The sequence below is a fragment of the Streptomyces sp. NPDC025793 genome, assembly GCF_055558375.1.
In genome coordinates, this window is the sequence record NZ_JBVHMR010000003.1 from 348,628 (window position 1) to 374,944 (window position 26,317).

Consider the following 26,317-nt stretch of genomic DNA (forward strand, 5'->3'; position numbering starts at 1 on the left):
CGGTCACACCACCCATGCCGCGTCCCGCTTCTGAAGGAAGGCCGTCATCCCCTCCCGGGCCGGGCCGGAGGCGAACAGCCGGGCCGAGAGCGCGGTCAGCTCCGCCGCGTCCCGGTCGAATGTCTCCAGCACCCTAGCCGTGAGCAGCCGTTTCGTCTCGGCCAGGGCCTGGGGGGAGGAGCGGCGCAGGCCGTCGAGGATCGGGGCCAGGGCCGCGTCCACGTCCTCGCCCGCCGTGGTGAGCAGGCCCAGGCGGACGGCCTCGGCCGGGCCGAAACGCTCGCCGGTCAGGTAGTAGCGGGCCAGGGCGCGGGGGTCGGTGCGCGGGATCACCGGCAGGGAGATCACCGCGGGGGCGACCCCGATGCGGACCTCGGTGAAGGCGAAGGTGGCCGTGGCGGACGCGGCGGCCAGGTCGCAGGCGGCGAGCAGGCCGAGGCCGCCCGCGCGGACGTGCCCGGTGACCCGGGCGACGACCGGTTTGGGCAGCTCCACGATCTGCCGGAGCAGGCCGACGAGGGCGTCCGGTTCGGGAGGGTCGCGCAGGTCGGCGCCCGCGCTGAAGGTGTTGCCGCTGTGGGTGAGGACGACGGCGCGCACGTCCTCGTCCGCGGCGCAGTCGGTCAGCGCGTCCGCCAGGCCGGAGACGAGGGCCGCGGAGAGCGCGTTGCGGGTGCCGGTGGCGTCGAGGCTGAGGGTCTCGACGCCACGCGTGCGCGTGCGGCCGATCGGTGTGCTCACGGGTGCTCCCTAAAGGGCCCGCAGTTCGCGGCGCAGGATCTTGCCGGAGGCCGCGCGCGGGACGGTGTCGAGGAAGGTGATCCGGCGGACGCGTTTGTAGGGCGCGACCCGTTCGGCGACGTACAGCATGATCTCGTTCTCGGTGAGGTCTTCGGCGGCGTCGGCCCGGCGGACGACGAAGGCGTGCGGGACCTCGTTGCCGTCCTCGTTGTAGGAGCCGACGACGGCGGCGTCGGCGATGCCGGGGTGGGTGAGGAGCAGTGCCTCCAGCTCGGCGGGGGCCACCTGGAAGCCCTTGTACTTGATGAGCTCCTTGACCCGGTCCACGACGTACAGCCAGCCGTCCGCGTCGACGTGCCCGACGTCTCCGGTGTGCAGCCAGCCGTCGGCGTCGATCATGGCGGTGGTGGCGTCGGGGCGGCCGAGGTAGCCCTTCATCACCTGCGGGCCGCGGATCAGGATCTCGCCCGGCTCGCCGGCGGCGAGGTCCTTGCCGGGGTCGTCCAGGGACACGATCCGCATCTCGGTGCCGGCGACGAGGCGGCCGACGGTGCCGGCGGGGGCGTCGTGCAGGCGGGCGAGGGGTACGACGTGCGTGCCCGGGGACAGTTCCGTCATGCCGTAGGCCTGGCCGATCGGGGGCAGGCCGAGCCGCTCGGCGCACGCGCGCGCGAGGTGGGCGTCCAGCGGGGCGGCGGCGCTGATGACGTACTGCAGCGAGGACAGGTCGTAGTCGGCGACCGCCGGGTGCTTGGCGAGGGCGAGGACGATCGGCGGGGCCACGTACAGGCCGGTGATGCGGTGGTTCTGGATGGCCGCGAGGAAGGTCTCCAGCTCGAAGCGGGGCAGTACGACGACCGTGGCGCCCTTGCGCAGCGGCGCGTTCATCAGGGCGGTGAGGCCGTAGATGTGGAAGAACGGCAGGACGGCGAGGATGCGGTCGCCGGGGGCGGCCGGGACGGCGGGCTCCAGCTGGGCGAGGTTGGTGGCGATCTGCCGGTGGGTGAGCATGACGCCCTTGGGGACGCCGGTGGTGCCGGAGGAGTACGGCAGGGCCGCGATGTCCTCGGCCGGGTCCAGGACGGGCTGCGGCTCGGGGGCGGTGGTCGCGAGCATGTCGGTCAGGGAGCGGTGCCCGCTCGCGCGGTCGCAGACGAATATCTCCCGTACGCCGCCCGCGAGTTCGGCGGCGCGGCGGGCGGTGCCGAGCAGCGGCGAGACGGTGACGATCCAGCGGGCGGCGCTGTCGCGGAGCTGTTTGGCGAACTCCTCGGGCGTGGCGAGCGGGTGCACCGTGGTGACGGAGGCACCCGCGCGCGTGGCCGCGTAGAAGGCGGTCGGGAAGGCGATCGTGTTGGGGCTGTGCAGGGCGAGGACGTCGCCCTTGCGCACGCCGGCGTCGGCGAGCCCGGCGGCGACGCGCCGGTGGAACCGGTCCACCTGCTCGTACGTGAGCGTGGTGCCGTCCGTGCCGTCGATCAGCGCGGGCAGGTCGCCGAACTCGGCCGCCCGGCCCAGAACGGCCTCGTGGATGGGGAGTTCTACGGGCGGAACGTCTGCGTACTCGCTGCGGAACACGGTTCCTCCAGGCGGAAGCGGCGGCTCGGTCGGCCCGGCTCAGTACGACTTGGGCAGGCCGAGCGTCTGGTGGGAGACGTAGTTGAGAATCATCTCCCGGCTCACCGGCGCGATACGAGCCACGCGCGCGGCCGTTATCAGCGAGGCGAGGCCGAACTCGCGCGTGAGGCCGTTGCCGCCGAGGGTGTGCACGGCCTGGTCGACGGCCTTCACACAGGCCTCACCGGCCGCGTACTTCGCCATGTTGGCGGCCTCGCCCGCGCCCATGTCGTCGCCGGCGTCGTAGAGGTGGGCCGCCTTCTGCATCATCAGCCGGGCCAGCTCCAGGTCGATGTGCGCCTGCGCCAGGGGGTGCGCGATGGCCTGGTGGGCGCCGATGGGGGCCTTCCAGACGGTACGGTCGCGGGCGTACTCGATCGCCTTGGCGAGCGCGTACCGGCCCATCCCGATGGCGAACGCGGCGGTCATGATCCGCTCGGGGTTGAGTCCGGCGAACAGTTGCAGCAGACCGGCGTCCTCGTCGCCGACGAGCGCGTCGGCGGGCAGCCGTACGTCCTCCAGGACCAGCTCGAACTGCTTCTCGGCCGCGCTCAGTTCCATGTCGAGGGGGCGCTTGTCGAAGCCCTCGGCGTCCGTCGGGACGATGAACAGGCAGGGCTTGAGGCGTCCGGTGCGGGCGTCCTCGGTGCGGCCGACGACGAGGACGGCGTCGGCGATGTCGACACCGGAGATGAAGACCTTGCGGCCGGTGAGCAGCCAGTCGGTGCCGTCCTTGCGCGCGGTCGTGGTGATGCGGTGGGAGTTGGAGCCGGCGTCGGGTTCGGTGATGCCGAAGGCCATGAGCCGGGTGCCGTCGGCGAGACCGGGGAGCCAGGTCTGCTTCTGGGCCTCGGTGCCGAAGCGGGAGATGACCGTTCCGCAGATGGCCGGGGACACGATGAGCATGAGCAGGGGCGATCCTGCGGCGCCCAGCTCTTCGAGGACGATGGAGAGTCCGGTGATGCCACCGCCTCCGCCGCCGTACGCCTCCGGCAGGTTGACGCCGAGGTAGCCGAGTTTTCCGGCCTCGGACCAGAGTTCGGTGGGGGGCTTTCCGGCGGCGACCGCCTGGACGAGGTAGTCGCGTCCGTAGCGCCTGCCGAGGGCGGCTACCGCTGAGCGGAGGGCTTTGTGCTCTTCGGTTTCGATGACGGGAGACATGAGGCTCCTAAGAAGAGGTTTCCTGCACTACGGCGAGCAACATTCCGGGTTCCACCTGCTGGCCGGTCCTGGCGTGCAGCGCGGTCAGGGTTCCGGTGACCGGCGCCGAGATCTGGTGCTGCATCTTCATCGCCTCCAGCCAGATGAGGCCTTGGCCGGCCCGAACCGCCGCCCCCTCCGCCAGGCCCTCGGCGACGCGGACGACCGTGCCCGGCATCGGCGCGAGCAGGGAACCGGGGGCGAGCTGGGCGGTGGGGGCGGGGAAACGGGGCAGGGCGGTGAGGCGGGTGGTGCCCACGTACACCTCGTCGCCGTAGCGAGCGATCACGAACTTCCGTTCCACACCGTCCACTTCGAGTACGACCGCGCGCTCGTCGGCGTGCACGACGCGTACCGCGTCCGCCGCCAGGCCTTCCCTCGTGTGCCAGTAGCGGACCTCCTGCTCCTCCCCCGCCACCGCGTACCGCTTCACCTGCGGCTGTGAGGGCAGGTTGCGCCAGCCGCCGAAGCGGGAGCGGCCGTGGGCGTCGGCGAGGGCTGCGGCGAGGGGGGCGTACGGGTCGGGGGCGGGCTCGGTCAGTGCGGTGAGGTGGCGGTCGTAGAAGCCGGTGTCCATGCGGCCGCTGGTGAACTCCTCGTGGCGCAGGGAGCGGATCAGCAGCGCGCGGTTGGTGGCCGGGCCGTGGATCTCCGCGCGCTCCAGTGCTCCGGCGAGCCTGCGGATCGCCTCCGCGCGGGTGGCTGCGTGGGCGACGAGCTTCGCGAGCATCGGGTCGTAGTGGACGCCGATGGTGTCGCCGTCGGTGTAGCCGGTGTCCAGGCGGACGCCGGCCGGTAGGGCGAGGCGGTGCAGGGTGCCGGTCTGCGGGGCCCAGTCGTGGGCGGGGTCCTCGGCGTACAGGCGGGCCTCGATCGCGTGGCCACGCGCGCGTGGCGGGTCCTTTTCGAGGGCCCCGCCCTCCGCGATCCGGATCTGTTCGGCGACCAGGTCGATGCCGAACACCTCCTCGGTCACGGGGTGTTCGACCTGGAGGCGGGTGTTCATCTCCAGGAAGTGCGCGCGGCCGTCGGCGACGAGGAACTCGACGGTGCCCGCGCCCACGTAGGCGACGGCGCTCGCGGCCTGCACGGCCAGCGCGTACAGGTCCTGCGTGAGCCCCTCGGACAGGCCGGGCGCCGGGGCCTCCTCGATCACCTTCTGGTGGCGGCGCTGGAGGGAGCAGTCGCGGGTGCCGAGGGGCCAGACCGTGCCGTGGGTGTCGGCGAGGATCTGCACCTCGACGTGGCGACCGTGCTCCAGGTAGGGCTCGATGAAGACCTCGCCGTCGCCGAAGGCGCTCGCGGCCTCGGCACGCGCGGCCTCCAGTGCGGCGCTCAGCTCCTCCAGACGGCGCACTATCCGCATACCGCGCCCCCCACCCCCGGCGGCCGCCTTCACCAGCACCGGCAGCTCGGCCTCCGTGACCTGCGCCGCGTCGAGGGGCGCGAGACCCATCAGCTCCTTCGCGCGGGTCTTGGACGCCATCGCCTCGATGGCCTCCGGGGGCGGGCCGATCCAGGTCAGGCCGGCGTCGAGCACGGCGCGGGCGAAGTCGGGGTTCTCGGAGAGGAAGCCGTAGCCGGGGTGCACGGCGTCCGCGCCGGCGGCGAGGGCCGCCTTCACGATCAGGTCGCCGCGCAGATACGTCTCGGCGGGCGCCGCGCCCGGCAGCCGTACCGCCGTGTCGGCCACGCGCGCGTGGAGCGCGTGCTCGTCCGCGTCCGAGTGCACGGCCACCGTCCGGATTCCCAACTCACGGCAGGTGCGGAAGATACGGCAGGCGATCTCGCCCCGGTTGGCGACGAGCAGTGTCGAAATCGCAGAGATCACGGAATCCCTCACATCCGGAAGACGCCGAAGCCGCCACGCGCGCCCTCGTAGGGCGCGGTGTGGATCGCGGACAGGCACAGGCCGAGGACGGTGCGGGTGTCGCGCGGGTCGATGACGCCGTCGTCGTACAGCCGCCCGGACAGGAACATCGGCAGCGACTCGGACTCGATCTGCTGCTCCACCATGGCGCGCAGGGCGGCGTCCGCGTCCTCGTCGTACGGCTGCCCCTTCGCCGCCGCCGACTGGCGGGCGACGATCGACAGCACGCCCGCGAGCTGCTGCGGCCCCATCACGGCGGACTTGGCGCTCGGCCAGGCGAACAGGAACCGGGGGTCGTAGGCGCGCCCGCACATGCCGTAGTGCCCGGCGCCGTACGACGCCCCCATGAGCACGGACAGGTGCGGAACCCTGCTGTTGCTGACCGCGTTGATCATCATCGAGCCGTGTTTGACGATCCCGCCCTGCTCGTACTCCTTGCCCACCATGTAGCCGGTGGTGTTGTGCAGGAAGAGCAGCGGGATGTCGCGCTGGTTGGCGAGCTGGATGAACTGGGCGGCCTTCTGCGACTCCGCGCTGAACAGGACCCCCTGGGCGTTGGCGAGGATGCCGACCGGATAGCCGTGCAGGGCGGCCCAGCCGGTCACCAGACTGGTCCCGTACAGCGGCTTGAACTCGTCGAAGTCGGAGGCGTCCACGATCCGGGCGATGACCTCGCGCGGGTCGAAGGGGATCTTCAGATCACCGGGGACGATGCCCAGCAGTTCTTCCTGGTCGTACTTGGGCGGCTCGGCGGGCGCCGGATCCGGGTACGCCTTGCGGTGGTTGAGGCGGGCGACGACCCGCCGCGCCTGCCGCAGCGCGTCCGGCTCGTCGACGGCGAAGTAGTCGGCGAGACCCGACACGCGCGCGTGCATCTCCGCGCCGCCCAGGGACTCGTCGTCGCTCTCCTCGCCGGTGGCCATCTTCACCAGCGGCGGACCGCCGAGGAAGACCTTCGCCCGCTCCTTGACCATGATCACGTGGTCGGACATGCCGGGAATGTAGGCACCACCGGCGGTGGAGTTGCCGAAGACGACGGCGACGGTCGGGATGCCGGCGGCGGACAGGCGAGTGAGGTCGCGGAAGATGGCGCCGCCCGGGATGAAGATCTCCTTCTGGGACGGCAGATCGGCACCGCCGGACTCCACCAGGCTGATGCAGGGCAGCCGGTTGGCGAGCGCGATGTCGTTGGCGCGCAGGGCCTTCTTCAGGCTCCACGGGTTGCTCGCGCCGCCGCGCACGGTCGGGTCGTTCGCGGTGATCAGGCACTCCACGCCCGCGACCACGCCGATGCCGGTGACGATCGAGGCGCCGACCGTGTAGTCACTGCCCCAGGCGGCGAGCGGGGACAGCTCCAGGAAGGGCGTGTCCGGGTCGAGGAGCAGCTCGATCCGCTCCCGTGCGAGCAACTTGCCGCGTTGGCGGTGTCTTTGGACGTACTTCTCGCCGCCGCCCGCGAGCGCCTTGGCGTGCTCGGCGTCGAGTTCGGCGAGCTTTGCGAGCATGGCCTCGCGATGCGCGCGGTGGTCGGGGCCGGCCGGGTCGAGGGCCGAGGTCAGGGTGGTCAAAGCAGGGCCTCCGGGATGTCCAGGTGGCGGGAGCGCAGCCATTCGCCGAGGGCCTTGGCCTGCGGGTCGAAGCGGTGCCGGGCGGCGACGCCGGCGCCGAGGATGCCCTCGACAACGAAGTTGACCGCGCGGAGGTTCGGCAGCACATGCCGGGTGACGGGCAGCTCCGCGCTCTCGGGGATCAGCTGCCGGAACCTTTCGGCGGTCAGCTCGTGCGCGAGCCACCGCCAGGCCTCGTCGCTGCGGGCCCAGACGCCGACGTTGGCGTTCCCGCCCTTGTCCCCGCTGCGCGCCCCGGCGACCAGCCCGAGGGGTGCACGGCGGGTCGGTCCGGCGGGGAGCGAGTCCGGGAGGGACGGTTCCGGTACGGGGGCCAGGGGCTGGGTGTCCTGGGGCGGCGCCACAGGGATACGCCGTCCGTCGTAGAGGACCGCCATGTGGTCTACGGCGTCATGGTGGACGTACACATCCTCGAAGACCCCATAGGTCGCGGCCTTTTCCGGTGGCGAGAGCACATGGAACCCGGGGTAGCTGGCCAGCGCCAGTTCCACGGCGGCCCCGCTCAGCGCCCGCCCGACGACCCGCTCGTCCGCGTCCCGTACGACGAGCCGCAGCAGGGCGCTGGCGGTCTCCTCGGTGTCCGCGTCGCCCCGGTCGGTCCGCACCAGCTCCCAACGGACCTCGGCGGGCGGCGACGTGGCGAGCGCGTCGCCGAGCTGCTCCCGCACCAGCGCGGCCTTGGCCTCGATGTCGAGCCCGGTGAGGACGAAGGCGAGCTCGTTGCGGAAGCCGCCGAGCCGGTTGAGCCCGACTTTGAGGTCCGGCGGCGGTGCCTCGCCGCGCACGCCCTCGATCCTCACCCGGTCCGCCCCGTCCTGGCTCAGCCGTACGGTGTCCAGCCGGGCGGTGACGTCGGGCCCGGCGTACCGCCCGCCGCCGGTCTCGTACAGCAGCTGCGCGGTGACGGTGCCGACGTCGACCAGACCGCCGGTGCCGGGGTGCTTGGTGATCACGCTGCTGCCGTCGGCGTGGATCTCGGCGAGCGGGAACCCGGGCCGGCGGACGTCGCCCTCTCGGAAGAACGCGTAGTTCCCGCCGGTGGCCTGCGTCCCGCACTCCAGCACGTGCCCGGCGACGACGGCGCCCGCGAGCCGGTCGTGGTCCGTCCGCGCCCACCCGAAGTGGGCCGCGGCGGGCCCGGTGACCAGGGCCGCGTCGGTCACGCGCCCGGTGACGACGATGTCCGCACCGGCCCGCAGACACTCGGCGATCCCGAAGCCGCCGAGGTAGGCGTGGGCGGCCAGGGTGCCGGGGTGGGCGGCGGTGAGGTCGTCGCCCTCGACGTGCGCGACGGTGACCGGGATGCCGAGCCGGTCGGCCAACTCCCTTATGGCACTGGCCAGTCCGGCCGGATTGAGCCCTCCGGCGTTGGTGACGATCTTCACCTCGCGCTCATGGGCGAGGCCGAGGCAGTCCTCCAGCTGGCGCGGGAAGGTACGGGCGTAACCGGCGCCGGGGTCCTTGAGCCGGTCGCGGGCGAGGATCAGCATGGTGAGTTCGGCGAGGTAGTCGCCGGTGAGGACGTCGAGTTCGCCGCCGGTGAGCATGTCGCGCAGGGCGCTCGCGCGGTCGCCGTAGAAGCCGGAGAAGTTGCCGATACGCAGGGGGTTCACCGCTCGCCCTCCTTCGGCGGACGGCCGGCGCCGGGCGGCCCCGCGAAGGCCTGCGCGATGTCCAGCCAGCGGTCGGCGTCCGGGCCCACGGCGGTCAGGCCGAGGTCGGCGCGGTGGGCGCGCCGGGTGACGAGGAGGCAGAAGTCGAGGGCGGGGCCGGTGACGCGCTGCGGGGCGTTCTCGGGGCCGTATGCCCACGTCTCCCCCGTCGGCGCGGTGAGTTCGACGCGGAACTCCTCGGCGGGAGGGGTCAGCTGATGGACGGTGTAGGCGAAGTCGCGTGTCCGCACCCCGAGTCGGGCCACATGCCTGAGCCGGTCGGTGGGTGGGCGCACCACACCCAGGGCGTCGGCGATGTCCAGGCCGTGGGCCCAGGTCTCCATGAGGCGGGCGGTGGCCATGGAGGCGGCCGACATCGGCGGGCCGTACCAGGGGAGACGGGCGCCGGGCGGCGCGGCGCGCAGGGCCTGGTCGAGCGCGGTGCGGCCGGCCCGCCAGGTCCGCAGCAGTTCGGTGGGGTCGAGCCGGGTTCCCTCCTCCGCGCCCTCGTCCACGAAGGAGTCGGGGGCGGCGAGCGCCTTCTCGACCAGCGCCCGGAAGGCGTCCGCGTCGGTGACGGCGAGCAGGGCCGAGCGGTCGGTCCAGGCGAGGTGGGCGATCTGGTGGGCGAGGGTCCAGCCGGGGGCGGGGGTGGGCAGTGCCCACTGCTCCGGGCTCAACTCGGCCACGAGCAGGTCGAGTTCCTCGCTCTCGGCACGCAGGTCATCGATGACGGGCGTCGGGTCGGCCATGGGGGGAGCATGGCAGTGAGGGCAGAAACAATCAAGCACGCTTGCATGAATTGGTTTCCACAGGGCGACTCCTGTGCGCACGCAGATCGCTACCCTCGGTGAACGGAGGTGGTGACGGTGAACATCCGCAAACTCGATCCCAGTGCGTCACCGTTGGACTACTACGGCTATGAGCTGCGCAGGGCCCGGGAAGCGGCCGGCCTGACGCTGGCCCAACTGGGGTCGATCGTGTTCTGCACGGGGTCGTTCATCGGCATGATCGAGACGGCCGCGCGGGTGCCGCAGCGGGAGTTCTCCGAGCGGGTGGATGCGGCGCTGGGGACGGACGGCTTGTTCTCGCGTCTGGTCGGGCTGGTGTTACGGAGCCAGTTGCCCAGTTGGTTTCAGCCGTATGCGGAGATGGAGGCGACAGCGACATACATCTCCGCCTACCAGTGCCAGCTGGTATACGGGCTTCTCCAGACGGAGTCCTACGCACGTGCAGTACTCGGCGTCGAACAGACCGAGCGGCTTGACGAGATGGTGGCCGCACGGATGGAGCGCCAGCGGATTCTTGCGCGGGAGCAGCCGCCGGTGCTGTGGGTGGTTCTGGACGAGTCGGTGCTGTACCGGCAAGTGGGAAGCCGGGAGGTGATGCGTGGACAACTGGCTCGCCTTCTGGGGCACTTCGGCAAGCCCTGGATGGAGCTACAGGTGCTGCCGTTCGCTGCGGGCCAGCACACAGGACTGATGGGCTCTTTCAACGTCTTGCGCTTCGACGGCCACCCCGACCTGTACTACAGCGAGAACTACGACTCGGGCCACCTGACGGCCAACCCGCAGGTCATCAAGGAGCGTTCGGTCGGATACGCTCGCCTGCAGGCCGACGCCCTCTCCCCGAGAGAGTCGGCGGCCGTGATCGCTCGGGTGATGGAGGAACGCTATGGAGACGAGCCGGACCCTGACAGGAACGATATGGCGGAAGTCGTCCTACAGCGGCAGCAACGGCGGTGACTGCGTCGAGGTCGCCGATCTCACCCCCGCCATAGCCGTCCGTGACTCCAAGCACCAGCAGGGGCCCGCCCTCCTCTTCCCCACCCGCGCCTGGTCGGCCTTCGTTCAGTCGGTCAAGGGCTGAAGCGACTGATCAGCCCCGGCCGGAAGCGGCCGGGGCCGGGATGCGCTGCGTGGACGATCGCCGCCGTCGGCGAGATTCACTCCGCGCCGACCATCCGCCACCCGCGCACCAGGTCCCAGCCAGCCGTCGTAACGACCGATACAGGCGCTGATCCCCGGCAGTTGGTCCTGAGCGAGGAGTTCCGCGTCTGGGCGATTGTGCTCCATGTCTCCGTACGCCTTCTCTGCCTGGGGGAGTGCGGCGCGGGGCAGTAGAACGTGAGACCTCCGATGCCCCTGCCGTCACGCCTCCGGTGCCGGCTCCACCCGGGCCTTTCCGCGGCCCACCTGGGTGCGGACCGCGCCGATGCTGGCGGTGATGACCAGGGCGATGGCGGCCGCCTCGGTCCAGGACAGGGACTGGCCCAGGATGAGGAAGCCCGCCGTGGCCGCGATGGCCGGTTCCAGGCTCATCAGGATGGCGAACGTGGAGGCGGGGAGGCGGCGCAGGGCCAGGAGTTCGAGGGTGTAGGGGAGGACCGAGGAGAGCAGGGCCACGGCCGAGCCGAGGGCGACGGTGGTGGGCTCCAGCAGACGGGTGCCCGCCGAGGTGACGCCCAGGGGGAGGAAGAGGAGCGCCGCCACCGCCATGGCCAGGGCCAGGCCGTCCGCCTGGGGGAAGCGGCGGCCCGTGCGGGCGCTGAAGAGTATGTAGACCGCCCACATGGCGCCTGCGCCCAGGGCGAATCCGACACCTGTGGGATCCAGGTCGCTGAAGCCTCCGCCGCCCAGCAGGAACACGCCGAGCAGGGCCAGACCTGCCCACACCGCGTTGATCGCGCGGCGGGAGGCCAGGACGGACAGGGTGAGCGGGCCGAGGACTTCGAGGGTGACCGCCGGGCCCAGCGGGATGCGGGCGACCGCCTCGTAGAAGAGCCCGTTCATCGCGGCCATGGCGATACCGAACGCGACCACCGTGCCCCAGTCGGCGCGCGAGTGGCCGCGCAGCCCGGGGCGGCAGACCACGAGGAGGACGATCGCCGCCGCGAGGAGGCGCAGGGTGACGACGCCCAGCGCGCCGGCGCGGGGCATCAGGGTCACCGCGAGCGCGCCGCCGAACTGGACCGAGATGCCGCCGGCCAGCACCAGCCCGACCGGGCCGAGTGAGCGGGGCGAGCCGAAGCGGCGCGGTGCGCCGGACGGGGCGGCCGGGGTCGCGGCCGGCGTGGCGGTGCGGGAGGCGTTGGTGCTGGAGGCGGCGGTCACGGGCTGTCCTGGACTTGATCGAGTATGTCTATCCCGATGTACTAACAAGTTCAGGGTAATGGACTTCGACAGGAGCGTGAACCCCTTTAGTAGCTGTCCCGCATCGTGGGATCCGGCCTCCTGTTCGCTCCCTCCTCGTCCCGGAAGAGCGGGCGGCCGTCGGCCAGGGACATCGGTGCGTGGTGTCCGTACGCGTACGGTCCCTGGCCCGGCGGTGCCGGGGGCCGGCCGCCCTGGGGGCCTGCCAGGTCTGGGGGTCCTGCCGGGCCTGGGGGTCCTGCCATGACTCTTATGAACCCGAGCGCTCCCTTATGAACAACCGGAACCGGCCTCCAGCGCCTCCGCCAGTACCTCCGCCAGGTGTCTGCCGCGGACCCCGGCCAGTTGCGCCAGCTGGGTGCGGCAGGAGAAGCCGTCGGCCAGGACGAGCGCCTCCTCGGGCGCGGCGCGCAGCGAGGGCAGGAGCTGGTCCTCGGCGCAGGCCTTCGACACTTCGAAGTGGCCTTTCTCGAATCCGAAGTTGCCCGCGAGGCCGCAGCAGCCGCCGCTCAGTTCACCGGTGAGGCCCGCGGCCTCGCGCAGCCGGCGGTCGGGACTGTCGCCGAGGACCGCGTGCTGGTGGCAGTGGGTCTGGCCGGCGACCGGGCGGTCCACGGCCGGCGGCGTCCAGTGCGGGGCGTGCCGCTCCAGGGCCTCGGCGAAGGTGAGGACCGCCGCGGACAGCTCGGCCGCCCGCGGGTCGTCGGGCAGCAGTTCGGGCAGGTCCGTGCGCAGCGCCGCCGCGCAGCTCGGCTCCAGGACGACGACCGGGACGCGCGCCCGCAGCACCGGCTCCATCAGGTCCAGCGTGCGGCGCAACACCGCCCGGGCGCGGTCCAGTTGGCCGGTGGAGACGTACGTCAGGCCGCAGCAGACCCGGGCCCGGCGGGCGGTGAGGAATGCGAGGGCCGATCTGCTGCGCCCCGTGCCGAGCGCCGCCGCGCGCGGCAGCAGCGTCGGCGGCAGGGCCACCCGCAGTCCGGCGGCCTCCAGCACCCGGACGGCGGCCCGGCCCACGGACGGGGACAGGTGCTCGGTGAAGGTGTCCGGCCACAGCACGACCAGCTTCCCCGCGGGCGCCGACTCGGGCACGGACCGGGGCGCGGGTGCCGCCCGCCGCGTGCGCCACCAGCCGGTGAACGTCCGCGTCGCCAGCCTGGGGATGTCCCGCTCCGCCGCGATCCCGCCCAGGCGTTTGCCGACGGCGGCGAACGGCCGCAGCGAGGCCAGCGCGTTGAGCAGGGGGGCCGTGCGCGTGCGGGCCACCCGGCGCAGCCACTCGGGCAGCCGGCCCATGCTGTGGTGAGCCGCGGGGCGGCGCCGGCCGGCGTAGTGGTGGTGCAGGAACTCGGCCTTGTAGGTGGCCATGTCGACGCCGACCGGGCAGTCCGAGCGGCAGCCCTTGCAGGACAGGCACAGGTCGAGGGCGTCGCGGACCTCGGTGGACTGCCAGCCGTCGGTGACCAGTTCGCCCGCCAGCATCTCGTGCAGCAGCCGGGCCCGGCCGCGCGTGGAATGCTCCTCCTCGCCGGTCGCCCGGAAGGACGGGCACATCACGGCCGGGCCGGACGCCGTGGCCGTACGGCACTTGGCCACGCCCACGCAGCGGCGGACCGCCGCGCGGAAGTCGCCGCCGTCGGCCGGATAGCCGAACTCCACGTCGACGGGGCGTCCCGGCAGCACCGAGAAGCGGAGGTTGCTGTCCAGCGGGGCGGGGCGGACCAGCATGCCGGGGTTGAGCAGGTCGTCGGGGTCCCAGAGCGCCTTGGCCCGCTCGAAGAGCCGGACCGTCTCGGCGCCGTACATGCGCGGCAGCAGCTCCGCGCGGGCCTGTCCGTCGCCGTGCTCCCCGGACAGCGAGCCGCCGTGCTCCACCACCAGGTCGGCCAGCTCCTCGGAGAAGCGGCGGAAGCGGGCGACGCCGGCCTCGGTGAGCAGGTCGAAGTCGATGCGGATGTGGATGCAGCCGTCGCCGAAGTGGCCGTACGGCGTGCCGCGCAGGCCGTGCGCGGACAGCAGCGCGCGGAAGTCGCGCAGGTAGGCGCCGAGCCGGGCGGGCGGCACCGCGCAGTCCTCCCAGCCGGGCCAGGCCTCGGAGCCGTCGGGCAGGCGGGTCGCCGTGCCGCTCGCGTCCTCGCGGATGCGCCACAGGGCCCGCTGGGCACCCGCGTCCGTCACCACCAGGGCGTCGACCACGTCGGCCGCGCGGACGATCTGCTCCGCACGCGCGCGTGCCTCGCCCGCCGACTCCCCGCCGGTCTCCACGAACAGCCAGGCGCCGCCCTTCGGCAGCCCGGCCGCCGAACGGACCAGATCGGCCGCCATGCCCTCCACCGTCAGCGGGCCGAGCGGCAGGAGTCCGGCCGCGGCCTCGGCCGCCGCGCTCTCGTCGCCGTATCCCAGCACGGCGAGCGCACGCGCGCGCGGCGCCTGCACCAGCCGTACGACCGCCTCGGTCAGGATGCCGAGCGTGCCTTCCGAGCCGCAGAAGGAGCGGGCCACGTCGGCGCCCTTCTCGGGCAGCAGGGCGTCCAGCGCGTACCCCGAGATGCGGCGGGGCAGGTCGGGGAAGCCGGTGCGCAGCCGGGCCGGCTCGCCCGCCGCCAGCTCCCGCAGCCCGTCCGGCGCCCCGGCCCAGTCCCGCCCCGGCCGCAGGAACTGCCCGCGCGCGGTGACGACGGACAGCTCGCGCACGCTGTCCGCGGTGGTTCCCCAGGCGACGGAGTGGGAACCGCACGAGTTGTTGCCGATCATTCCGCCGAGCGTGCATCTGCTGTGTGTGGACGGGTCCGGGCCGAAGCGCAGGCCGTGCGGGGCGGCGGCCTCCTGGAGCCGGTCGAGGACGAGGCCGGGCTGGACGACGGCCGTGCGCTCGCCCGGATCCAGCTCCAGCAGGCGGTTCATGTGCCGCGTGAAGTCCAGCACCACGCCCGTGCCCGTCGCCTGCCCGGCGATCGACGTACCCCCGCCGCGCGCCACCACCGGCACACCGCGCGCCCGGCACACCGCCAGCACGGCGGCCACGTCGTCGGCGTCTCTCGGGGCCACGACACCGAGCGGGACGCGTCGGTAGTTGGACGCGTCCATCGTGACCAGCGCCCGGGAGGTGACGTCGAAGCCCACCTCTCCCCGGACGGCCCTGCGCAGCGCCTCGGCGAGATCTGTCATGCGTCCAGCATGCATCCGATCACGCACCGTCACCGAAAGTTTTCCACAGCCTCGCCCATATCGTCGTACTAATTTACGCGTCCTGCCGCCGGACGATCTCGTCTCATCGGACGGACACGGTTCCGCCCGGTTTCGCCCACCGGATACCCTCCGACTCGTGGCCGACATCCAGATTCCCGCTGACATCAAGCCCGCCGACGGACGATTCGGCGCGGGCCCCTCCAAGGTGCGCACCGAGGCGCTGGACGCCCTCGCCGCGACCGGTTCGTCCCTGCTGGGCACCTCCCACCGCCAGGCGCCCGTCAAGAACCTGGTCGGCAAGGTCCGCGAAGGCATCTCCGAGCTGTTCTCCCTGCCCGAGGGCTACGAGGTGGTTCTCGGCAACGGCGGCTCGACCGCCTTCTGGGACATCGCCACCCACGGTCTGATCGAGAACAAGTCGCAGCACCTGAACTTCGGTGAGTTCTCCTCCAAGTTCGCCAAGGCCGCCAAGCTGGCGCCCTGGCTGGCCGAGCCCACCGTCATCGCCACCGACCCCGGCACCCACCCCGAGCCTCGGGCCGAGGCGGGCGTCGACGTCTACGCCTTCACCCACAACGAGACCTCCACCGGTGTCGCCATGCCGATCAAGCGCGTGGCCGGCGCCGACGAGGGCGCGCTCGTCCTCGTGGACGCCACGTCCGGCGCGGGCGGCCTGCCGGTCGACGTGTCCGAGACGGACGTCTACTACTTCGCCCCGCAGAAGTCCTTCGCCTCCGACGGCGGCCTGTGGATCGGCGTCTTCTCCCCGGCCGCGATCGAGCGCGCGGAGCGCGTCCACGCGTCCGGCCGCCACGTCCCCGAGTTCTTCAGCCTCCCCACGGCGATCGACAACTCCCGCAAGAACCAGACGTACAACACCCCGGCCCTCGCCACCCTCTTCCTCCTGAACGAGCAGTTGGAGTGGCTCAACGGCCAGGGCGGCCTCGCCTTCTCCACGGGCCGCACGAAGGACTCCTCCACCCGCCTCTACACCTGGGCCGAGGAATCCAAGTACGCCACCCCGTTCGTCACCGACCCGGCCAAGCGCTCGCAGGTCATCGGCACGATCGACTTCGCCGACGAGATCGACGCCGCCGCCGTCGCCAAGGTCCTGCGCGCCAACGGCATCGTGGACACCGAGCCCTATCGCAAGCTCGGCCGCAACCAGCTCCGCATCGCGATGTTCCCGGCGATCGACCCGGCGGACGTCGAGGCCCTGACGAAGTGCATCGACTTCGTGATCGAGAAGCTCTGACCTCACGGCGGACAGCACGCTGAAGGGCGCCCGGTGGGACATCACCGGGCGCCCTTCGCTCGGGCGGCGACCGACCGAGTACGCGCCCCGGTTCGCCGCCGCGGCCCAGCGGGGTCCGCTCGGCGCATGACGGAGGACGGACGGAGCGCGGGCGACGGAGCACGGGCCGGCGTACCGCCGCGCATGCCCGTCGACGTGGCGGGTACGACACCTCCCGTACGGGGGCGTTGCGGAAGCGGCTGAAGAACGAGGGGTGTCGGAAGTGATTCGAAAGTTGCAGGCGGTCGCGCTGGACTGTGCCGATCCGGTGCGGCTCGCCGAGTTCTGGGCGGAACTGCTCGGCGGGCGCGTGGTCGCGCATCCCGAGGATCCCGACTGGGTCGAGGTGCACGGGTTCGAGGGGACGCCGCTGGCCTGCCAGCGGGTGGACGGCTACCGGGCGCCCGAATGGCCCGGCCAGGAGCGCCCGCAGCAGCTCCACCTGGATTTCGACGTGGACGACCTCGACGGCGAGGAGAAGCGGGCGCTCTCCCTCGGCGCGACCGTGCTGGAGCGGACGGACCAGGTCCGCGCGGGGGCCAACTGGCGGGTCTACGCGGACCCGGCCGGCCATCCCTTCTGCCTCTGCCTCCACTGAGGCGGCCTTTTGTCGGTTTGCCGCCGGTCAGCCCGGCCAGAGCCTTGAGATCGGCGATCCAGGTCGACGTGCGATCCGCACCGGCCGCCCTGCCGCGTCCAGACCCGTGGGAGCGCTCCCAGTCATCGGCGGTGACGCGCCCCGCACTTGAGAAGCCGGGCGTCCGGTGTCTCCATGGAGACATGGCAAGTGTGCGTACGAGCCCCGCGCTCGCACCGTTCGTCAAGCAGTACGCCGCCCTGCTCACGACCCACAAGCGGGACGGCACCGGCGTCGGCACCCCGGTGAACATCGCCGTAGAGGGGGACCACGCCTACTTCCGTACGCCGGGCACCACCTGGAAGGTCAAGCGGCTGCGCGGCAACCCCGAGGTGGAGCTGGCTCCCGCCACCGTGCGCGGGGCCCCCACCGGACCGGAGATCCACGCGCGGGCCCGGCTGCTGGAGCACGGCAGCGCGGAGGACAGGCACGCGGCGCGGCTGCTGCGGCACAAGTACCCGTTCGTACAAGGGGTGTTGGTGCCGCTCTCGCACAAGGTGATGCGGGCGACGACGCTGCACTACGAGGTACGGCCGGTGGAGGAGGCGCCCCCGCAGTCGCCACCGCAGTCGCCCCCGGGGGCGCCCCCGCAGACACCGCCGGGAAAGTGGGCGGAGCCCGGCGACCGGTGACCGTTCAGGCCCTGCGCCGCAGCCACCGCACCCCGAAGAGCGCGGCCACCACGGCGGCGACGATCGCGGCGCCCGTCTTGTAGTCGCCGCTGCCGCCGGCCGGTCCGGCCGTCGAACCCGCGCCGCCGGAAGGTGACGTGGTGCCCGTGGACCGGCCGGGGGCGTCCTCCGCCTCGACCTGGGTGCCTGCCCCCTCGGAGCTGTAGAGCAGCTTGGTCCCGTCGGCGGAGTACGTGATGCCCTCACCCTGCCCCTGCAGAGGCACGTCGAGCCGGCCCGCGCGCTTGATGCGGCCGCCGTTCCAGTCGTAGTAGATCCCGCCGAAGTACCCGCGCACGGCGAGCTGCCGGCCGTCCGGCGAGAAGGCGGCGTCCGTGGCCCACAGGTCGACGGCGGCGACGGGCCGGAAGACGTTCGCGCCGGAGGTGGAGAGGGCGGCCGGGCCCTCGTAGAGGTGCCCGCCGTCCTCCTTCTTGTCGATGATGTAGACGCGCCCGGTCTTCGGGTGGACCACCAGCGACTCGGCGTTGCGGGGTCCGTTCGCGTACTTCACGACGTACTGCGTGGCGGTGACCGTCCGGTCCTTCAGCACCTTCGGCTCGGGCAGCTTGTAGATCCACACGTACGGCCATGAGCCGTCGAGGTTGTCGCCGATGTCGCCGGCGTAGATCTGGTCGTCCGGGCCGATGGAGATGGCCTCGACGTCGCGCGGGGAGCCGATGCCGCGCAGGGTGATCCGGGCGACGGTCTTCCCGGTCCGGCTGTCCACGGCGTAGAGGTACGGGCCGTCGCCGCTGTCGTTGTGCGTCCAGTAGACGCCGGGGTGCCGCCGGGAGGCGGCCAGACCGCTGGACTCCGTGATCCGGGGGTCCTTGAGGGTGAACCCCCGGTCGCCGGCGCCGTTTTCAGCGGCGGAGGCGGGCAGCGCGCAGACACCCACGAGCAGCGCTGGGGCGAGGACGGCGAACGATCGGCGCATCCGCCAAGCCTGCCATCCCCACCTGGGCCTGCTCGGACGTGGTGGGCCTCACACCCCACCGGTGTGCGTGATCGTCCATCATGAGCGGATGCTCAGATTCATGCCCGTAGGTGACTCCATGACGATCGGGAGCGCGGGCGAGCACACCTGGCGCTACCGGTTGTGGAAGCACCTGTGCGAGACGCACGGCGGCCCGTTCACGTTCGTCGGCCCGCGCGAGGAGCTGTACGACACGTCGTCCGACGCGCCGACGTCGTACGCCTACGCCGAGCCGGACTTCCCGCGCCGCCACCTGGCGGGCTGGGGCGAGGGCTGGCTGCACATGGCCCCGCTGATCGGCGAGACGGTGCGCGCCCACCGCCCGGACGTGCTCCTGGTCTCCCTCGGCCTGATCGACCTGGGCTTCTACACGAACGCGGAGCAGACCGCGGAGAACGTACGGGCGTTCGTCGCCGGCGCCCGGGAGGCCGCCCCGCGCATACGCATGGTCGTCCTCCCGGTGATCCCGAACATCCGGGCCACGGCCGACGAGCCGTTCGCGGCCCAGGTGGACCTCTTCAACACCCTGCTCGCGAAGACGGTCGCCGACCTGGACGAGCCCCGCTCCCCGCTGCTGCTGGCCTCGCCGCCCAAGGCGTACGACATCCACGCCGACACCTACGACGGCACGCACCCCAACGCGAGCGGGGAGCACCGGATCGCGGGCGCGTTCGCGGGGGCGATGTGGCAGGCGTGGGGGGTCGGACAGACGTACGCGGGCGGGCTGAACTGACGTGACGACGGCCGCCGTTGCTCACCGCGCGGGGCAGGACGGACGCGCTGTGCGCTGCCGGAGCAGCGTCTTCGCCAGCACGGCGGCGTGCGGGTGCGGGTCGGTGCGCGGATAGACGCAGTGCAGGGTGGCCGGGGGCGCTCCGGTCAGCGGCAGATAGAGCACGTCCGGATCGGGGTGCTGCGCGGCCACGGAGGCGGGGAGGACGCCCACGCCGCGCCGGACGGCCACCGCGTGCAGGTACTCGTCGATGTTCGTGGTCTCGGCACCGATCTCGGGGGTGGCGGAGCGGGGCCAGTCGTCCGGGGTGAGGGTGCCGCTGACGGTGTTCAGCACCAGACAACGGCGGCCGAGATCACGCCAGGTGACGGTGGACCGGACGGCGAGGGTGGAGCGCCTCGACACCGCGGCGACCCGCTCCTCGCGCAGGATCTCCACGGAGGTCAGCCGCGGGTCGTCGACGCCGCCCCACAACAGGGCGGCGTCGACGAGGCCCCCCTGGAGCCCGGCGGTGCGGTCGTCGGCGCGCACCGGCTGGATCAGGAACTGGTGCTCCCGCTCCATCTGCTCCATGGCCGCTCGCCCCAGCGCCACCGGGAACCCCCAGGCGTAGCCGAGGCGGAAGGCCGCCTCGGGTCTCGGCGGGCGCAGCGCCGCTTCGAGCCGCGGCAGCAGCGCGTGCAGTTCGCCCTGCAGCCGCCGCCCCTCGGCGGTGAGCCGGGGGTGGCGGGTGCTGCGGTCGAGCAGGGAGCGGCCCAGCGTCTCCTCCAGGCGCCTGATCTGCCGGCTCAGGGTGGGCTGGGACACCCCGAGCCGGTCGGCCGCCCAGGTGAAGTGCTGCTCTTCGGCGAGGGTGAGGAAGCACCGCAGGTGGTGTATGCCGATGTCCATGTTCGCCAGGTTAGTCACCGTACCGTCGGGGCCGTGACCGAGGGTGCGGGCGGTGCGGGCCGCCGCTGGGCGCGCCGGGTGAAGTGCCGTACGGCACTCAGGTGCAGGACGAGCGCGAGCAGGGCGAGTCCCGCCGTGCAGTACGGCAGGGCGCGGGGGGCCACGCCCGCCGCGATGACGGTGCCGCCGAGTGCCGAGCCGATCGCGCTGCCGAGGTAGACGGCGGAGCTGTTCAGCGCCACCGCCACCGGGGCCTGCTCCGGCTGCGCGGCGATCAGCTGGTGCTGCTGCGGCACCTGGAGAGCCCAGCCCGCCGCTCCCCAGACGACGAGCGGGACCGCCAGCGCCCAGGAGAACCGGGCGGCCGCCGGCATCACGAGGTGGGCCGCGGTCAGCAGGGTGAGCACGCACGCGACGACGGCGAAGGGCCGCTTCGTACGGTCCACGACCCGGCCGATGAGCAGGCTGCCGAGCACGCCTCCCGCACCCCAGGCCCACATCGGGCCGACCGTCTCGTGCAGACCTGCCGCGTCGGAGAGGAAGGGCGCCAGATACGTGTAGAGGCCGAGGCTGGCGACGCCGCCGAGGAGCGAGACGACGGCGACGGAGGCGACCCGGCCGTCGGTCAGGATCCGTACCCGGTCGCGCAGCGCGGGCGGTGGCCCGGCCTCGGTGCGCGGGAGCAGCGCGATGCCGCCCAGCGCGACCACGCCGAGTGCCGTGATCAGCCACAGGGTGCCGCGCCAGCCCACGTGTTCGGCCAGCAGCACGCCGATGGGCACGCCGATGACGGTGCCGATGCTCATCCCGCCCATGACCAGGGCGAGGCTGCGCCCGCGGCGCTCCGCCCCGCCGAGGCCCGCCGCCGTCGCCGCGGCCATCGGCGAGTACAGGCCCGCGCCGATGCCGGCCAGGGCGCGCGCCACGAGCAGGACGGGCAGCCCGGGGGCCAGCGCGGTGAGCGCGTTGCCCACCGTGAAGACGGCGAGCGCGCAGGCGAGCACCACCTTGGCGGGGCGCCCGGCCAGCGCGGTGGCGAAGACGGGCGCGGCCAGCGCGTAGCAGAGCGTGAACACGGTGACCATCTGGCCGGCCGAGGCCTCCGACACCGCCAGGTCGTCCGCGACGCGGGGCAGCAGCCCGGCCATGACGTAGGCGTCGAGGCCGAGGGCGAAGGCGCCCAGGGCGAGAAGGAGGATGAAGCTGCTGCCGTACCGCGGCGGCGCGGTCGTGGTGCCGGTCATCCCAGCCGCTCCCAGTCCACCTCGGTGGCGACGGTCCGCCCGTGGGGGAAGTACCGGGCGGGGCCGGCGACTCGTGCCATGTCCTCGATGCGGTTGAGGAGGCGCTGCAGGGCGATCGACTCGTCGAGGCCGGCGAAGCCGACGAGCGGGTCCGTGCCGTGCACCACGAAACGCAGGGCGTCGGTGACCAGCCGGCGCAGCTTCACGATGCCGCGCAGCTCCTGGGGGACCGGATCCTCCCGGGTGTCCACGACGCTCAGCGTCTGTTCGCCCGCGTCCGTGCGGCGCCAGATCCGCAGCCGGTCGGCGTCCCACACGGGCGTGTCGTAGACGGCCGTGGCGTGCACGAGGGAGTCGTCGGGGGCGCGGAACGTGCAGTCCACGGTGCGCTGCCGGGTGATGTTGGTGAAGCTGCTGTAGACCGTGACCGGCGCCCCGCCCAGGGTCGCGGTGAGGGCCACGCTGTCCAGCACCTCCGGTCCGCTGACCGAGAAGTCGGACGCCACGCCGATGACGTCGACCGGCTCGACGGCGTGGTCCTGCGGGCCGATCAGGCGCAGCAGATCGAGCGAGTGGATGACCTCGCTCGTGACACCGACCGTCGGGCGGTGGTCGTTGATGCGGTCCTTGCCCCAGGTCGCGTGGGCGCGGACCAGGCGCAGTTCATGGCGGCCGGCGTAGTCGCGCAGCGCCATGGTGACGTCGGAGTGGCGCTCGACCAGATCCATCGCGAACCCGGAGGTGTGCCGCAGTGCCGAGGCCACGGCGGCGAGGTCGTCCTGACGCGAGGTCAGCGGCTTCTCGGCGAGGACGAAGCCGCGGTAGCCGTCCAGCGCCGTCAGGATCTCGGCGTGGGCCGAGTCCGTGACCGCGACGATGACGAGGTCGGGCGCGAAGTCGCGCAGCGCCTGCGGGAGCGAGCCGAAGTAGGGGATGTCCTCGCGGGTGCGGTGGCGCGCGTGGTAGGCGAACTCCAGCCTGGCCCCGACCCCGTCCGGCCCGTCGAGCGAACGCAGCGCGCTCAGGAAACGCGACCCGGCGTATCCCATGCCCGCGATCAGTACACGTGCCGTCTTCATGCGGCAGCGGCCTCCTTCGTGGTGTGCAGCGGCTTGTACAGCAGGTCCTCGCCGGTGGGCAGGAAGCCCGAGCGGAGGTAGAAGTCCCGTGCGCGGGCGGTGGTCTGCAGGACGATCTCGTCGGCGCCGCGCGAGCGCAGCCAGTCGGCGAGGTGGTCCAGCACGGCGGCGCCCAGGCCCTGCTCCCGGTCGCGGGGGTCGGTCACCACGGACTGGATCCACCCGGCCCGGCCGCTCGGGCACACGGGCGACGGGGCCCGCTGGTCGACGACGGCGATCGCGCAGGCGCGCAGCCGGCCGGGTCCGTCCACGACGGCCGCACGCAGGTCGGGGTCGCGGGGCAGGCGCTCGGCGAGCCAGGTGCGACAGCTGCTGCGCCACGCCGCGCTCGCGGTGGCGGACGTGGCCGCGTAGGGGGCCCCGGACGAGCCGGCGTCCTCCAGCAGATAGGCGCGCAGGCGCACCAGTTCGTCGATGTCGCCGACGCCGGCGGGCCGCACCGGTACGTCCGCCGCTCGCGTCGTGGCGCTCATGCCGCCCGCTCCTCGGACGCGCCGGCCACGCCGAAGTACGCGAAGACCTCGCTCAGCGCCTGCACCAGATGGGCGATGTCCTCGTCACTGTGGTTCGGCGTGACATTGACGCGGAAGCGCTCGGTGCCGACCGGGACGGTCGGGGAGTTGATGGGCTGCAGGTACACGCCGTACTCGTCCAGCAGCCGGGCGGCCGACTTCTTGCACAGCGCGGCGTCCCCGACCAGGACCGGCAGGACGTGCGTGGTGCTGCACGGCATCACCTGGATGCCGGCGCGGTGGAGTGCGTCGCGCAGGAGCGCGGTCTTGCGGTGCAGTGCGTCGCGCTCGGCACCCGACGACTTGAGGTGTTCGATGCTCGCGTGGCAGGCGGCGACGACGGCCGGCGGCAGCGCGGTGGTGAAGATGAAGCCGGAGGCGAAGCTGCGCACGGCGTCGATCAGGGTGGCCGAGCCGGTGATGTAGCCGCCGATCACCCCGATCGCCTTGGCCATCGTGCCCTGGATGATGTCGATGTGGTGGTCGACGTTGAGCTGCGCGGCCAGGCCGGCCCCCCGGGGCCCGTACATGCCGATGGCGTGCACTTCGTCCAGGTACGTCAGCGCGTTGTGGTGATGGGCGACCTTGATGATCTCCTCGATCGGGGCGACGTCCCCGTCCATCGAGTACACCGACTCGAACGCGACGATCTTCGGCCGGTCCAACGGCTGCGCGGCGAGTATCTCCTCCAGGTGGCCGACGTCGTTGTGCCGGAAGACGGCGCGTTCGGCCCGGGTGCTGCGGATGCCGTTGATGATCGACGCGTGGTTCAGCTCGTCCGAGACGACGAGCGGGTCGGGCAGCACCCGCAGCAGGCACTGCAGGGTCGCGTCGTTCGAGCCGTACCCGGTCGGGAAGACGAGCGCGGCCTCCTTGCCGTGCCACTCGGCGAGTGCCGTCTCCAGCCGCGCGTAATGGGCGTGCGTGCCACCGATGTTGCGCGAGCCGCCGGAGCCGGCGCCGTACTCGTCGACGGCCCGGTGCATCGCCTCCAGCACCTTCGGGTGCTGCGACATGCCCAGGTAGTCGTTGCTGCACCAGACCGTCACCTGCTGCGTGCGGCCGTCGGCGGTCCGGCGGTCCGCCTTCGGATAGGCGCCGGCGCGCCGGTTGATGTCCACGAACTCCCGGTACTGTCCGCTGCTGCGCAGCTCGTCCAGCCTCTGCGCCAGGAAGTCTTCGTAGATGGCCTCGTGCATGGCCGTACCCCCGTACTGTCGTGCTGCGGTGCCGGTGGGCACCGTCGTGCTGATTGCGGTACGGGAAGTAGATCCAGATGCTTGGACATTGCACCAATGTCCGGCGCGCATCAGAGATGCGGAAAACGCATCAGTGCAGGTCCGGCACCTGGCGGGCTGGGGCGATGCGGGGGACAGGTGTACGTGACTGGAACAGGTTGACCTAAATCCGGCGAGTCCTGGTCACCGTGCGTATCGTTGTACCGCGCGGCCGCACCTGTCCGTGGGACGGCCGGGGAGGAGCGCCACGATGACCGTCCTTGAAGACAGGATCGAGATGGCCGACGCCGACGCCAACACCAAGCACTTGGACGAGTGGTTCGAGCGGCTTGAGCGTATGCCCGTCCCCGAAGGATTCAGGGTCGAGATCGTCGGGGGCAACGTCCACATGACGCCACAGCGGGACACTCACTGGGGAATCATTCGCCGAATCGTGCGGGCACTGGAGGACAAATTCGGGATGGACGTCCAAGCATTCTCGGACGTCCGCATCGACTTCCCGGGCTACCAGAACGGCTTCTGCCCGGACGTCGCCATGCTCAAGGAATCGGCGAAGACAGACGACAACGGCCGCTGGCGGTACCAGGATGTCGAGTTCGTCGCTGAGGTCATCTCCCGGGGCACTGCCGCCAACGACTACGGCCCGAAGAAGACTGCCTACGCGATCGCCGAAGTCCCCCTCTACATCGTCGCCGACCCGTACCAGGGCCGCTGCTTCGTCTACACCGACCCCAAGGACGGCGACTACGAGAACAGGACGCCGGTGGACTTCGGCACCGACATCGACCTCACCGGCACAGTGGTCGACCTCATCCTCAAGACCGACAGGTTCCCCCGCGACTAGCCCAACCCCACTTGCTTCGAGCGCACTTCAAGCCGTTGGCTTGGGGACCATGAAGTACACGCAGCTAGGACGCACGGGACTCAAGGTCGGCCGGCTCGTTCTCGGGACGATGAACTTCGGGCCGCAGACGGACGAGGGCGACAGCCACGCGATCATGGACGCGGCGCTGGACGCGGGCATCAATCTCTTCGACACCGCCAACGTGTACGGGTGGGGCGAGAACAAGGGCCGCACCGAGAGCATCATCGGCAACTGGTTCGCCAAGGGCGGCGCGCGGCGCGACAAGGTCGTCCTCGCCACCAAGGTCTACGCGAACATGGCCGCCGACGGACAGCCGGCCTGGCCGAACCACGACAAGCTCTCCGCGCTGAACATCCGGCGGGCCGTGGACGCCAGCCTGAAGCGGCTCCAGACCGATCACATCGATCTGTACCAGTTCCACCACATCGACCGGGACACCCCCTTCGACGAGATCTGGCAGGCGATCGACACCCTGGTCCAGCAGGGCAAGATCCTCTACGTCGGCTCCTCCAACTTCCCCGGTTACAAGATCGCCCAGGCCAACGAGGCCGCCGCCCGGCGCGGCGGCACCATCGGGCTGGTCAGCGAGCAGTGCCTGTACAACCTCCACGAGCGGCGCGCCGAGATGGAGGTCATCCCGGCCGCGCAGGAGTACGGCCTCGGGGTCATCCCCTGGTCCCCGCTGCACGGCGGTCTGCTCGGCGGGGTCATCAAGAAGGAGGTGCAGGGCGGTCGCCGTGCCTCGGGCCGCGCCGCCGACACCCTGGCCGACCCGGCCGCCCGCGCCCGGATCCAGGCGTACGAGGACCTGGTCGACAAGCACGGCCTGGAGCCCGGCGAGGTGGCCCTGGCCTGGCTGCTGACCCGGCCGGGGGTGACCGGGCCCATCGTCGGTCCGCGCACGGCCGAGCAGCTCGACTCCGCGCTGCGCGCCGTCGAGCTGGAGCTGAGCGAGGAACTGGTGGCGGGGCTGAACGAGGTCTTCCCGGGCCCGGGTCCGTCGCCGGAGGCGTTCGCCTGGTAGCACCGCAGGGGCGCGAGGGACTCCCCCGCGCCCCTGACTCC

The 26,317-nt window shown here is 72.2% G+C and carries 22 protein-coding genes and 1 pseudogene; 8 read left to right on the forward strand and 15 right to left on the reverse strand.

Going from position 1 to position 26,317, the window contains the following annotated elements; all coding sequences use genetic code 11:
* Positions 1-3: 3 nt before the first annotated feature.
* From ACZ4MF_RS09055 to ACZ4MF_RS09085, 7 genes are read right to left on the reverse strand one after another with little or no spacing between them, the layout of a single operon-like run.
* Entirely contained in the window at positions 4-741 is a 738-nt protein-coding gene (locus ACZ4MF_RS09055) for an enoyl-CoA hydratase family protein (protein WP_467491213.1), read from the reverse strand.
* A gap of 9 nt (positions 742-750) precedes the next feature.
* Positions 751-2,319, reverse strand: a complete 1,569-nt coding sequence (locus ACZ4MF_RS09060; protein WP_467491215.1) for a 4-coumarate--CoA ligase family protein — start codon at positions 2,317-2,319, stop codon at positions 751-753.
* 39 nt (positions 2,320-2,358) lie between these two features.
* Entirely contained in the window at positions 2,359-3,519 is a 1,161-nt protein-coding gene (locus tag ACZ4MF_RS09065; RefSeq protein ID WP_467491217.1) for an acyl-CoA dehydrogenase family protein, read from the reverse strand.
* A gap of 7 nt (positions 3,520-3,526) precedes the next feature.
* Positions 3,527-5,389: an acetyl/propionyl/methylcrotonyl-CoA carboxylase subunit alpha gene (locus ACZ4MF_RS09070; RefSeq protein ID WP_467491219.1), complete on the reverse strand. Its 1,863-nt coding sequence runs from the start codon at positions 5,387-5,389 to the stop codon at positions 3,527-3,529.
* 8 nt (positions 5,390-5,397) lie between these two features.
* Positions 5,398-6,996 carry an acyl-CoA carboxylase subunit beta gene (locus tag ACZ4MF_RS09075; RefSeq protein WP_467491221.1) on the reverse strand — a complete coding sequence of 533 codons (1,599 nt, stop codon included), beginning with the start codon at positions 6,994-6,996 and terminating at the stop codon, positions 5,398-5,400.
* The gene (locus tag ACZ4MF_RS09080) at positions 6,993-8,669 is read right to left on the reverse strand and encodes an acyclic terpene utilization AtuA family protein (protein ID WP_467491223.1); all 1,677 of its coding nucleotides are present in this window, start codon (positions 8,667-8,669) and stop codon (positions 6,993-6,995) included. The genes ACZ4MF_RS09075 and ACZ4MF_RS09080 overlap by 4 nt, the downstream gene beginning before the upstream one ends.
* Positions 8,666-9,460, reverse strand: a complete 795-nt coding sequence (locus tag ACZ4MF_RS09085) for a TIGR03084 family metal-binding protein (protein WP_467491225.1) — start codon at positions 9,458-9,460, stop codon at positions 8,666-8,668. Before ACZ4MF_RS09085 ends, ACZ4MF_RS09080 begins: the two co-directional genes overlap by 4 nt.
* Before the next feature lie 117 nt (positions 9,461-9,577).
* On the opposite strand from ACZ4MF_RS09085, the gene ACZ4MF_RS09090 reads away from it, so the two are divergent.
* Both ACZ4MF_RS09090 and ACZ4MF_RS09095 read left to right on the forward strand, forming a co-directional pair.
* Complete coding sequence (locus tag ACZ4MF_RS09090; protein WP_467491227.1) at positions 9,578-10,453, forward strand: helix-turn-helix domain-containing protein; 876 nt, start codon at positions 9,578-9,580, stop codon at positions 10,451-10,453.
* Entirely contained in the window at positions 10,383-10,577 is a 195-nt protein-coding gene (locus ACZ4MF_RS09095; protein WP_467491229.1) for a DUF397 domain-containing protein, read from the forward strand. Before ACZ4MF_RS09090 ends, ACZ4MF_RS09095 begins: the two co-directional genes overlap by 71 nt.
* Before the next feature lie 281 nt (positions 10,578-10,858).
* Here ACZ4MF_RS09095 and ACZ4MF_RS09100 read toward each other — a convergent pair whose 3' ends face one another.
* Positions 10,859-11,821 carry an EamA family transporter gene (locus tag ACZ4MF_RS09100; protein WP_467491231.1) on the reverse strand — a complete coding sequence of 321 codons (963 nt, stop codon included), beginning with the start codon at positions 11,819-11,821 and terminating at the stop codon, positions 10,859-10,861.
* Between the two features lie 309 nt (positions 11,822-12,130).
* Positions 12,131-15,028 carry an FAD-binding and (Fe-S)-binding domain-containing protein gene (locus tag ACZ4MF_RS09105; RefSeq protein WP_467491233.1) on the reverse strand — a complete coding sequence of 966 codons (2,898 nt, stop codon included), beginning with the start codon at positions 15,026-15,028 and terminating at the stop codon, positions 12,131-12,133.
* Positions 15,029-15,185: 157 nt separating this feature from the next.
* Here ACZ4MF_RS09105 and serC point away from each other — a divergent pair, with 157 nt between their 5' ends.
* The 3 genes and pseudogenes from serC to ACZ4MF_RS09120 all read left to right on the forward strand — a co-directional run.
* Positions 15,186-16,304 carry a phosphoserine transaminase gene (gene serC, locus ACZ4MF_RS09110; RefSeq protein ID WP_356020172.1) on the forward strand — a complete coding sequence of 373 codons (1,119 nt, stop codon included), beginning with the start codon at positions 15,186-15,188 and terminating at the stop codon, positions 16,302-16,304.
* Between the two features lie 262 nt (positions 16,305-16,566).
* Entirely contained in the window at positions 16,567-16,941 is a 375-nt protein-coding gene (locus ACZ4MF_RS09115) for a VOC family protein (protein WP_467491235.1), read from the forward strand.
* A gap of 182 nt (positions 16,942-17,123) precedes the next feature.
* Positions 17,124-17,525: pseudogene (locus tag ACZ4MF_RS09120) on the forward strand (PPOX class F420-dependent oxidoreductase); the annotation flags it as partial.
* A 91-nt stretch (positions 17,526-17,616) separates the two neighbouring features.
* Here the strand turns inward: ACZ4MF_RS09120 and ACZ4MF_RS09125 are convergent.
* A complete protein-coding gene (locus tag ACZ4MF_RS09125) occupies positions 17,617-18,591 on the reverse strand; it encodes a WD40 repeat domain-containing protein (RefSeq protein ID WP_467491237.1) in 975 nt (324 codons plus the stop codon).
* A gap of 88 nt (positions 18,592-18,679) precedes the next feature.
* Between ACZ4MF_RS09125 and ACZ4MF_RS09130 the strand changes: the two genes are divergently transcribed.
* On the forward strand, positions 18,680-19,363 hold the full coding sequence (locus ACZ4MF_RS09130; protein ID WP_467491239.1) for an SGNH/GDSL hydrolase family protein: 684 nt from the start codon (positions 18,680-18,682) through the stop codon (positions 19,361-19,363).
* A gap of 21 nt (positions 19,364-19,384) precedes the next feature.
* Here ACZ4MF_RS09130 and ACZ4MF_RS09135 read toward each other — a convergent pair whose 3' ends face one another.
* From ACZ4MF_RS09135 to hemA, 5 genes are read right to left on the reverse strand one after another with little or no spacing between them, the layout of a single operon-like run.
* The gene (locus ACZ4MF_RS09135; protein WP_467491241.1) at positions 19,385-20,254 is read right to left on the reverse strand and encodes a LysR family transcriptional regulator; all 870 of its coding nucleotides are present in this window, start codon (positions 20,252-20,254) and stop codon (positions 19,385-19,387) included.
* Positions 20,255-20,268: 14 nt separating this feature from the next.
* Positions 20,269-21,498, reverse strand: a complete 1,230-nt coding sequence (locus ACZ4MF_RS09140; protein WP_467491243.1) for an MFS transporter — start codon at positions 21,496-21,498, stop codon at positions 20,269-20,271.
* Positions 21,495-22,577, reverse strand: coding sequence for a Gfo/Idh/MocA family protein (locus ACZ4MF_RS09145; RefSeq protein WP_467491245.1), 1,083 nt, complete (start codon positions 22,575-22,577; stop codon positions 21,495-21,497). Before ACZ4MF_RS09145 ends, ACZ4MF_RS09140 begins: the two co-directional genes overlap by 4 nt.
* Positions 22,574-23,110, reverse strand: coding sequence for a GNAT family N-acetyltransferase (locus ACZ4MF_RS09150; protein WP_467491247.1), 537 nt, complete (start codon positions 23,108-23,110; stop codon positions 22,574-22,576). The genes ACZ4MF_RS09145 and ACZ4MF_RS09150 overlap by 4 nt, the downstream gene beginning before the upstream one ends.
* On the reverse strand, positions 23,107-24,348 hold the full coding sequence (gene hemA / locus ACZ4MF_RS09155) for a 5-aminolevulinate synthase (RefSeq protein WP_467491249.1): 1,242 nt from the start codon (positions 24,346-24,348) through the stop codon (positions 23,107-23,109). The genes ACZ4MF_RS09150 and hemA overlap by 4 nt, the downstream gene beginning before the upstream one ends.
* A 289-nt stretch (positions 24,349-24,637) precedes the next feature.
* Here hemA and ACZ4MF_RS09160 point away from each other — a divergent pair, with 289 nt between their 5' ends.
* Both ACZ4MF_RS09160 and ACZ4MF_RS09165 read left to right on the forward strand, forming a co-directional pair.
* Positions 24,638-25,231 carry a Uma2 family endonuclease gene (locus tag ACZ4MF_RS09160; protein ID WP_467491251.1) on the forward strand — a complete coding sequence of 198 codons (594 nt, stop codon included), beginning with the start codon at positions 24,638-24,640 and terminating at the stop codon, positions 25,229-25,231.
* A gap of 49 nt (positions 25,232-25,280) precedes the next feature.
* Positions 25,281-26,276 (forward strand): aldo/keto reductase, encoded by a 996-nt coding sequence (locus ACZ4MF_RS09165; protein WP_356020196.1) that lies wholly within the window; start codon positions 25,281-25,283, stop codon positions 26,274-26,276.
* The last annotated feature ends 41 nt before the right edge of the window (positions 26,277-26,317 follow it).

Bases quoted from the DNA above. Each gene is read 5' to 3' on its own strand.
- ACZ4MF_RS09165 (WP_356020196.1), top strand. From the start codon at position 25,281: ATGAAGTACACGCAGCTAGGACGCACGGGACTCAAGGTCGGCCGGCTC.
- ACZ4MF_RS09085 (WP_467491225.1), bottom strand. From the start codon at position 9,460: ATGGCCGACCCGACGCCCGTCATCGATGACCTGCGTGCCGAGAGCGAG.
- ACZ4MF_RS09145 (WP_467491245.1), bottom strand. From the start codon at position 22,577: ATGAAGACGGCACGTGTACTGATCGCGGGCATGGGATACGCCGGGTCG.
- ACZ4MF_RS09125 (WP_467491237.1), bottom strand. From the start codon at position 18,591: ATGCGCCGATCGTTCGCCGTCCTCGCCCCAGCGCTGCTCGTGGGTGTC.
- ACZ4MF_RS09105 (WP_467491233.1), bottom strand. From the start codon at position 15,028: ATGACAGATCTCGCCGAGGCGCTGCGCAGGGCCGTCCGGGGAGAGGTG.
- ACZ4MF_RS09150 (WP_467491247.1), bottom strand. From the start codon at position 23,110: ATGAGCGCCACGACGCGAGCGGCGGACGTACCGGTGCGGCCCGCCGGC.
- ACZ4MF_RS09140 (WP_467491243.1), bottom strand. From the start codon at position 21,498: ATGACCGGCACCACGACCGCGCCGCCGCGGTACGGCAGCAGCTTCATC.
- ACZ4MF_RS09135 (WP_467491241.1), bottom strand. From the start codon at position 20,254: ATGGACATCGGCATACACCACCTGCGGTGCTTCCTCACCCTCGCCGAA.
- ACZ4MF_RS09095 (WP_467491229.1), top strand. From the start codon at position 10,383: ATGGAGACGAGCCGGACCCTGACAGGAACGATATGGCGGAAGTCGTCC.
- ACZ4MF_RS09160 (WP_467491251.1), top strand. From the start codon at position 24,638: ATGACCGTCCTTGAAGACAGGATCGAGATGGCCGACGCCGACGCCAAC.
- hemA (WP_467491249.1), bottom strand. From the start codon at position 24,348: ATGCACGAGGCCATCTACGAAGACTTCCTGGCGCAGAGGCTGGACGAG.
- ACZ4MF_RS09130 (WP_467491239.1), top strand. From the start codon at position 18,680: ATGCTCAGATTCATGCCCGTAGGTGACTCCATGACGATCGGGAGCGCG.
- ACZ4MF_RS09065 (WP_467491217.1), bottom strand. From the start codon at position 3,519: ATGTCTCCCGTCATCGAAACCGAAGAGCACAAAGCCCTCCGCTCAGCG.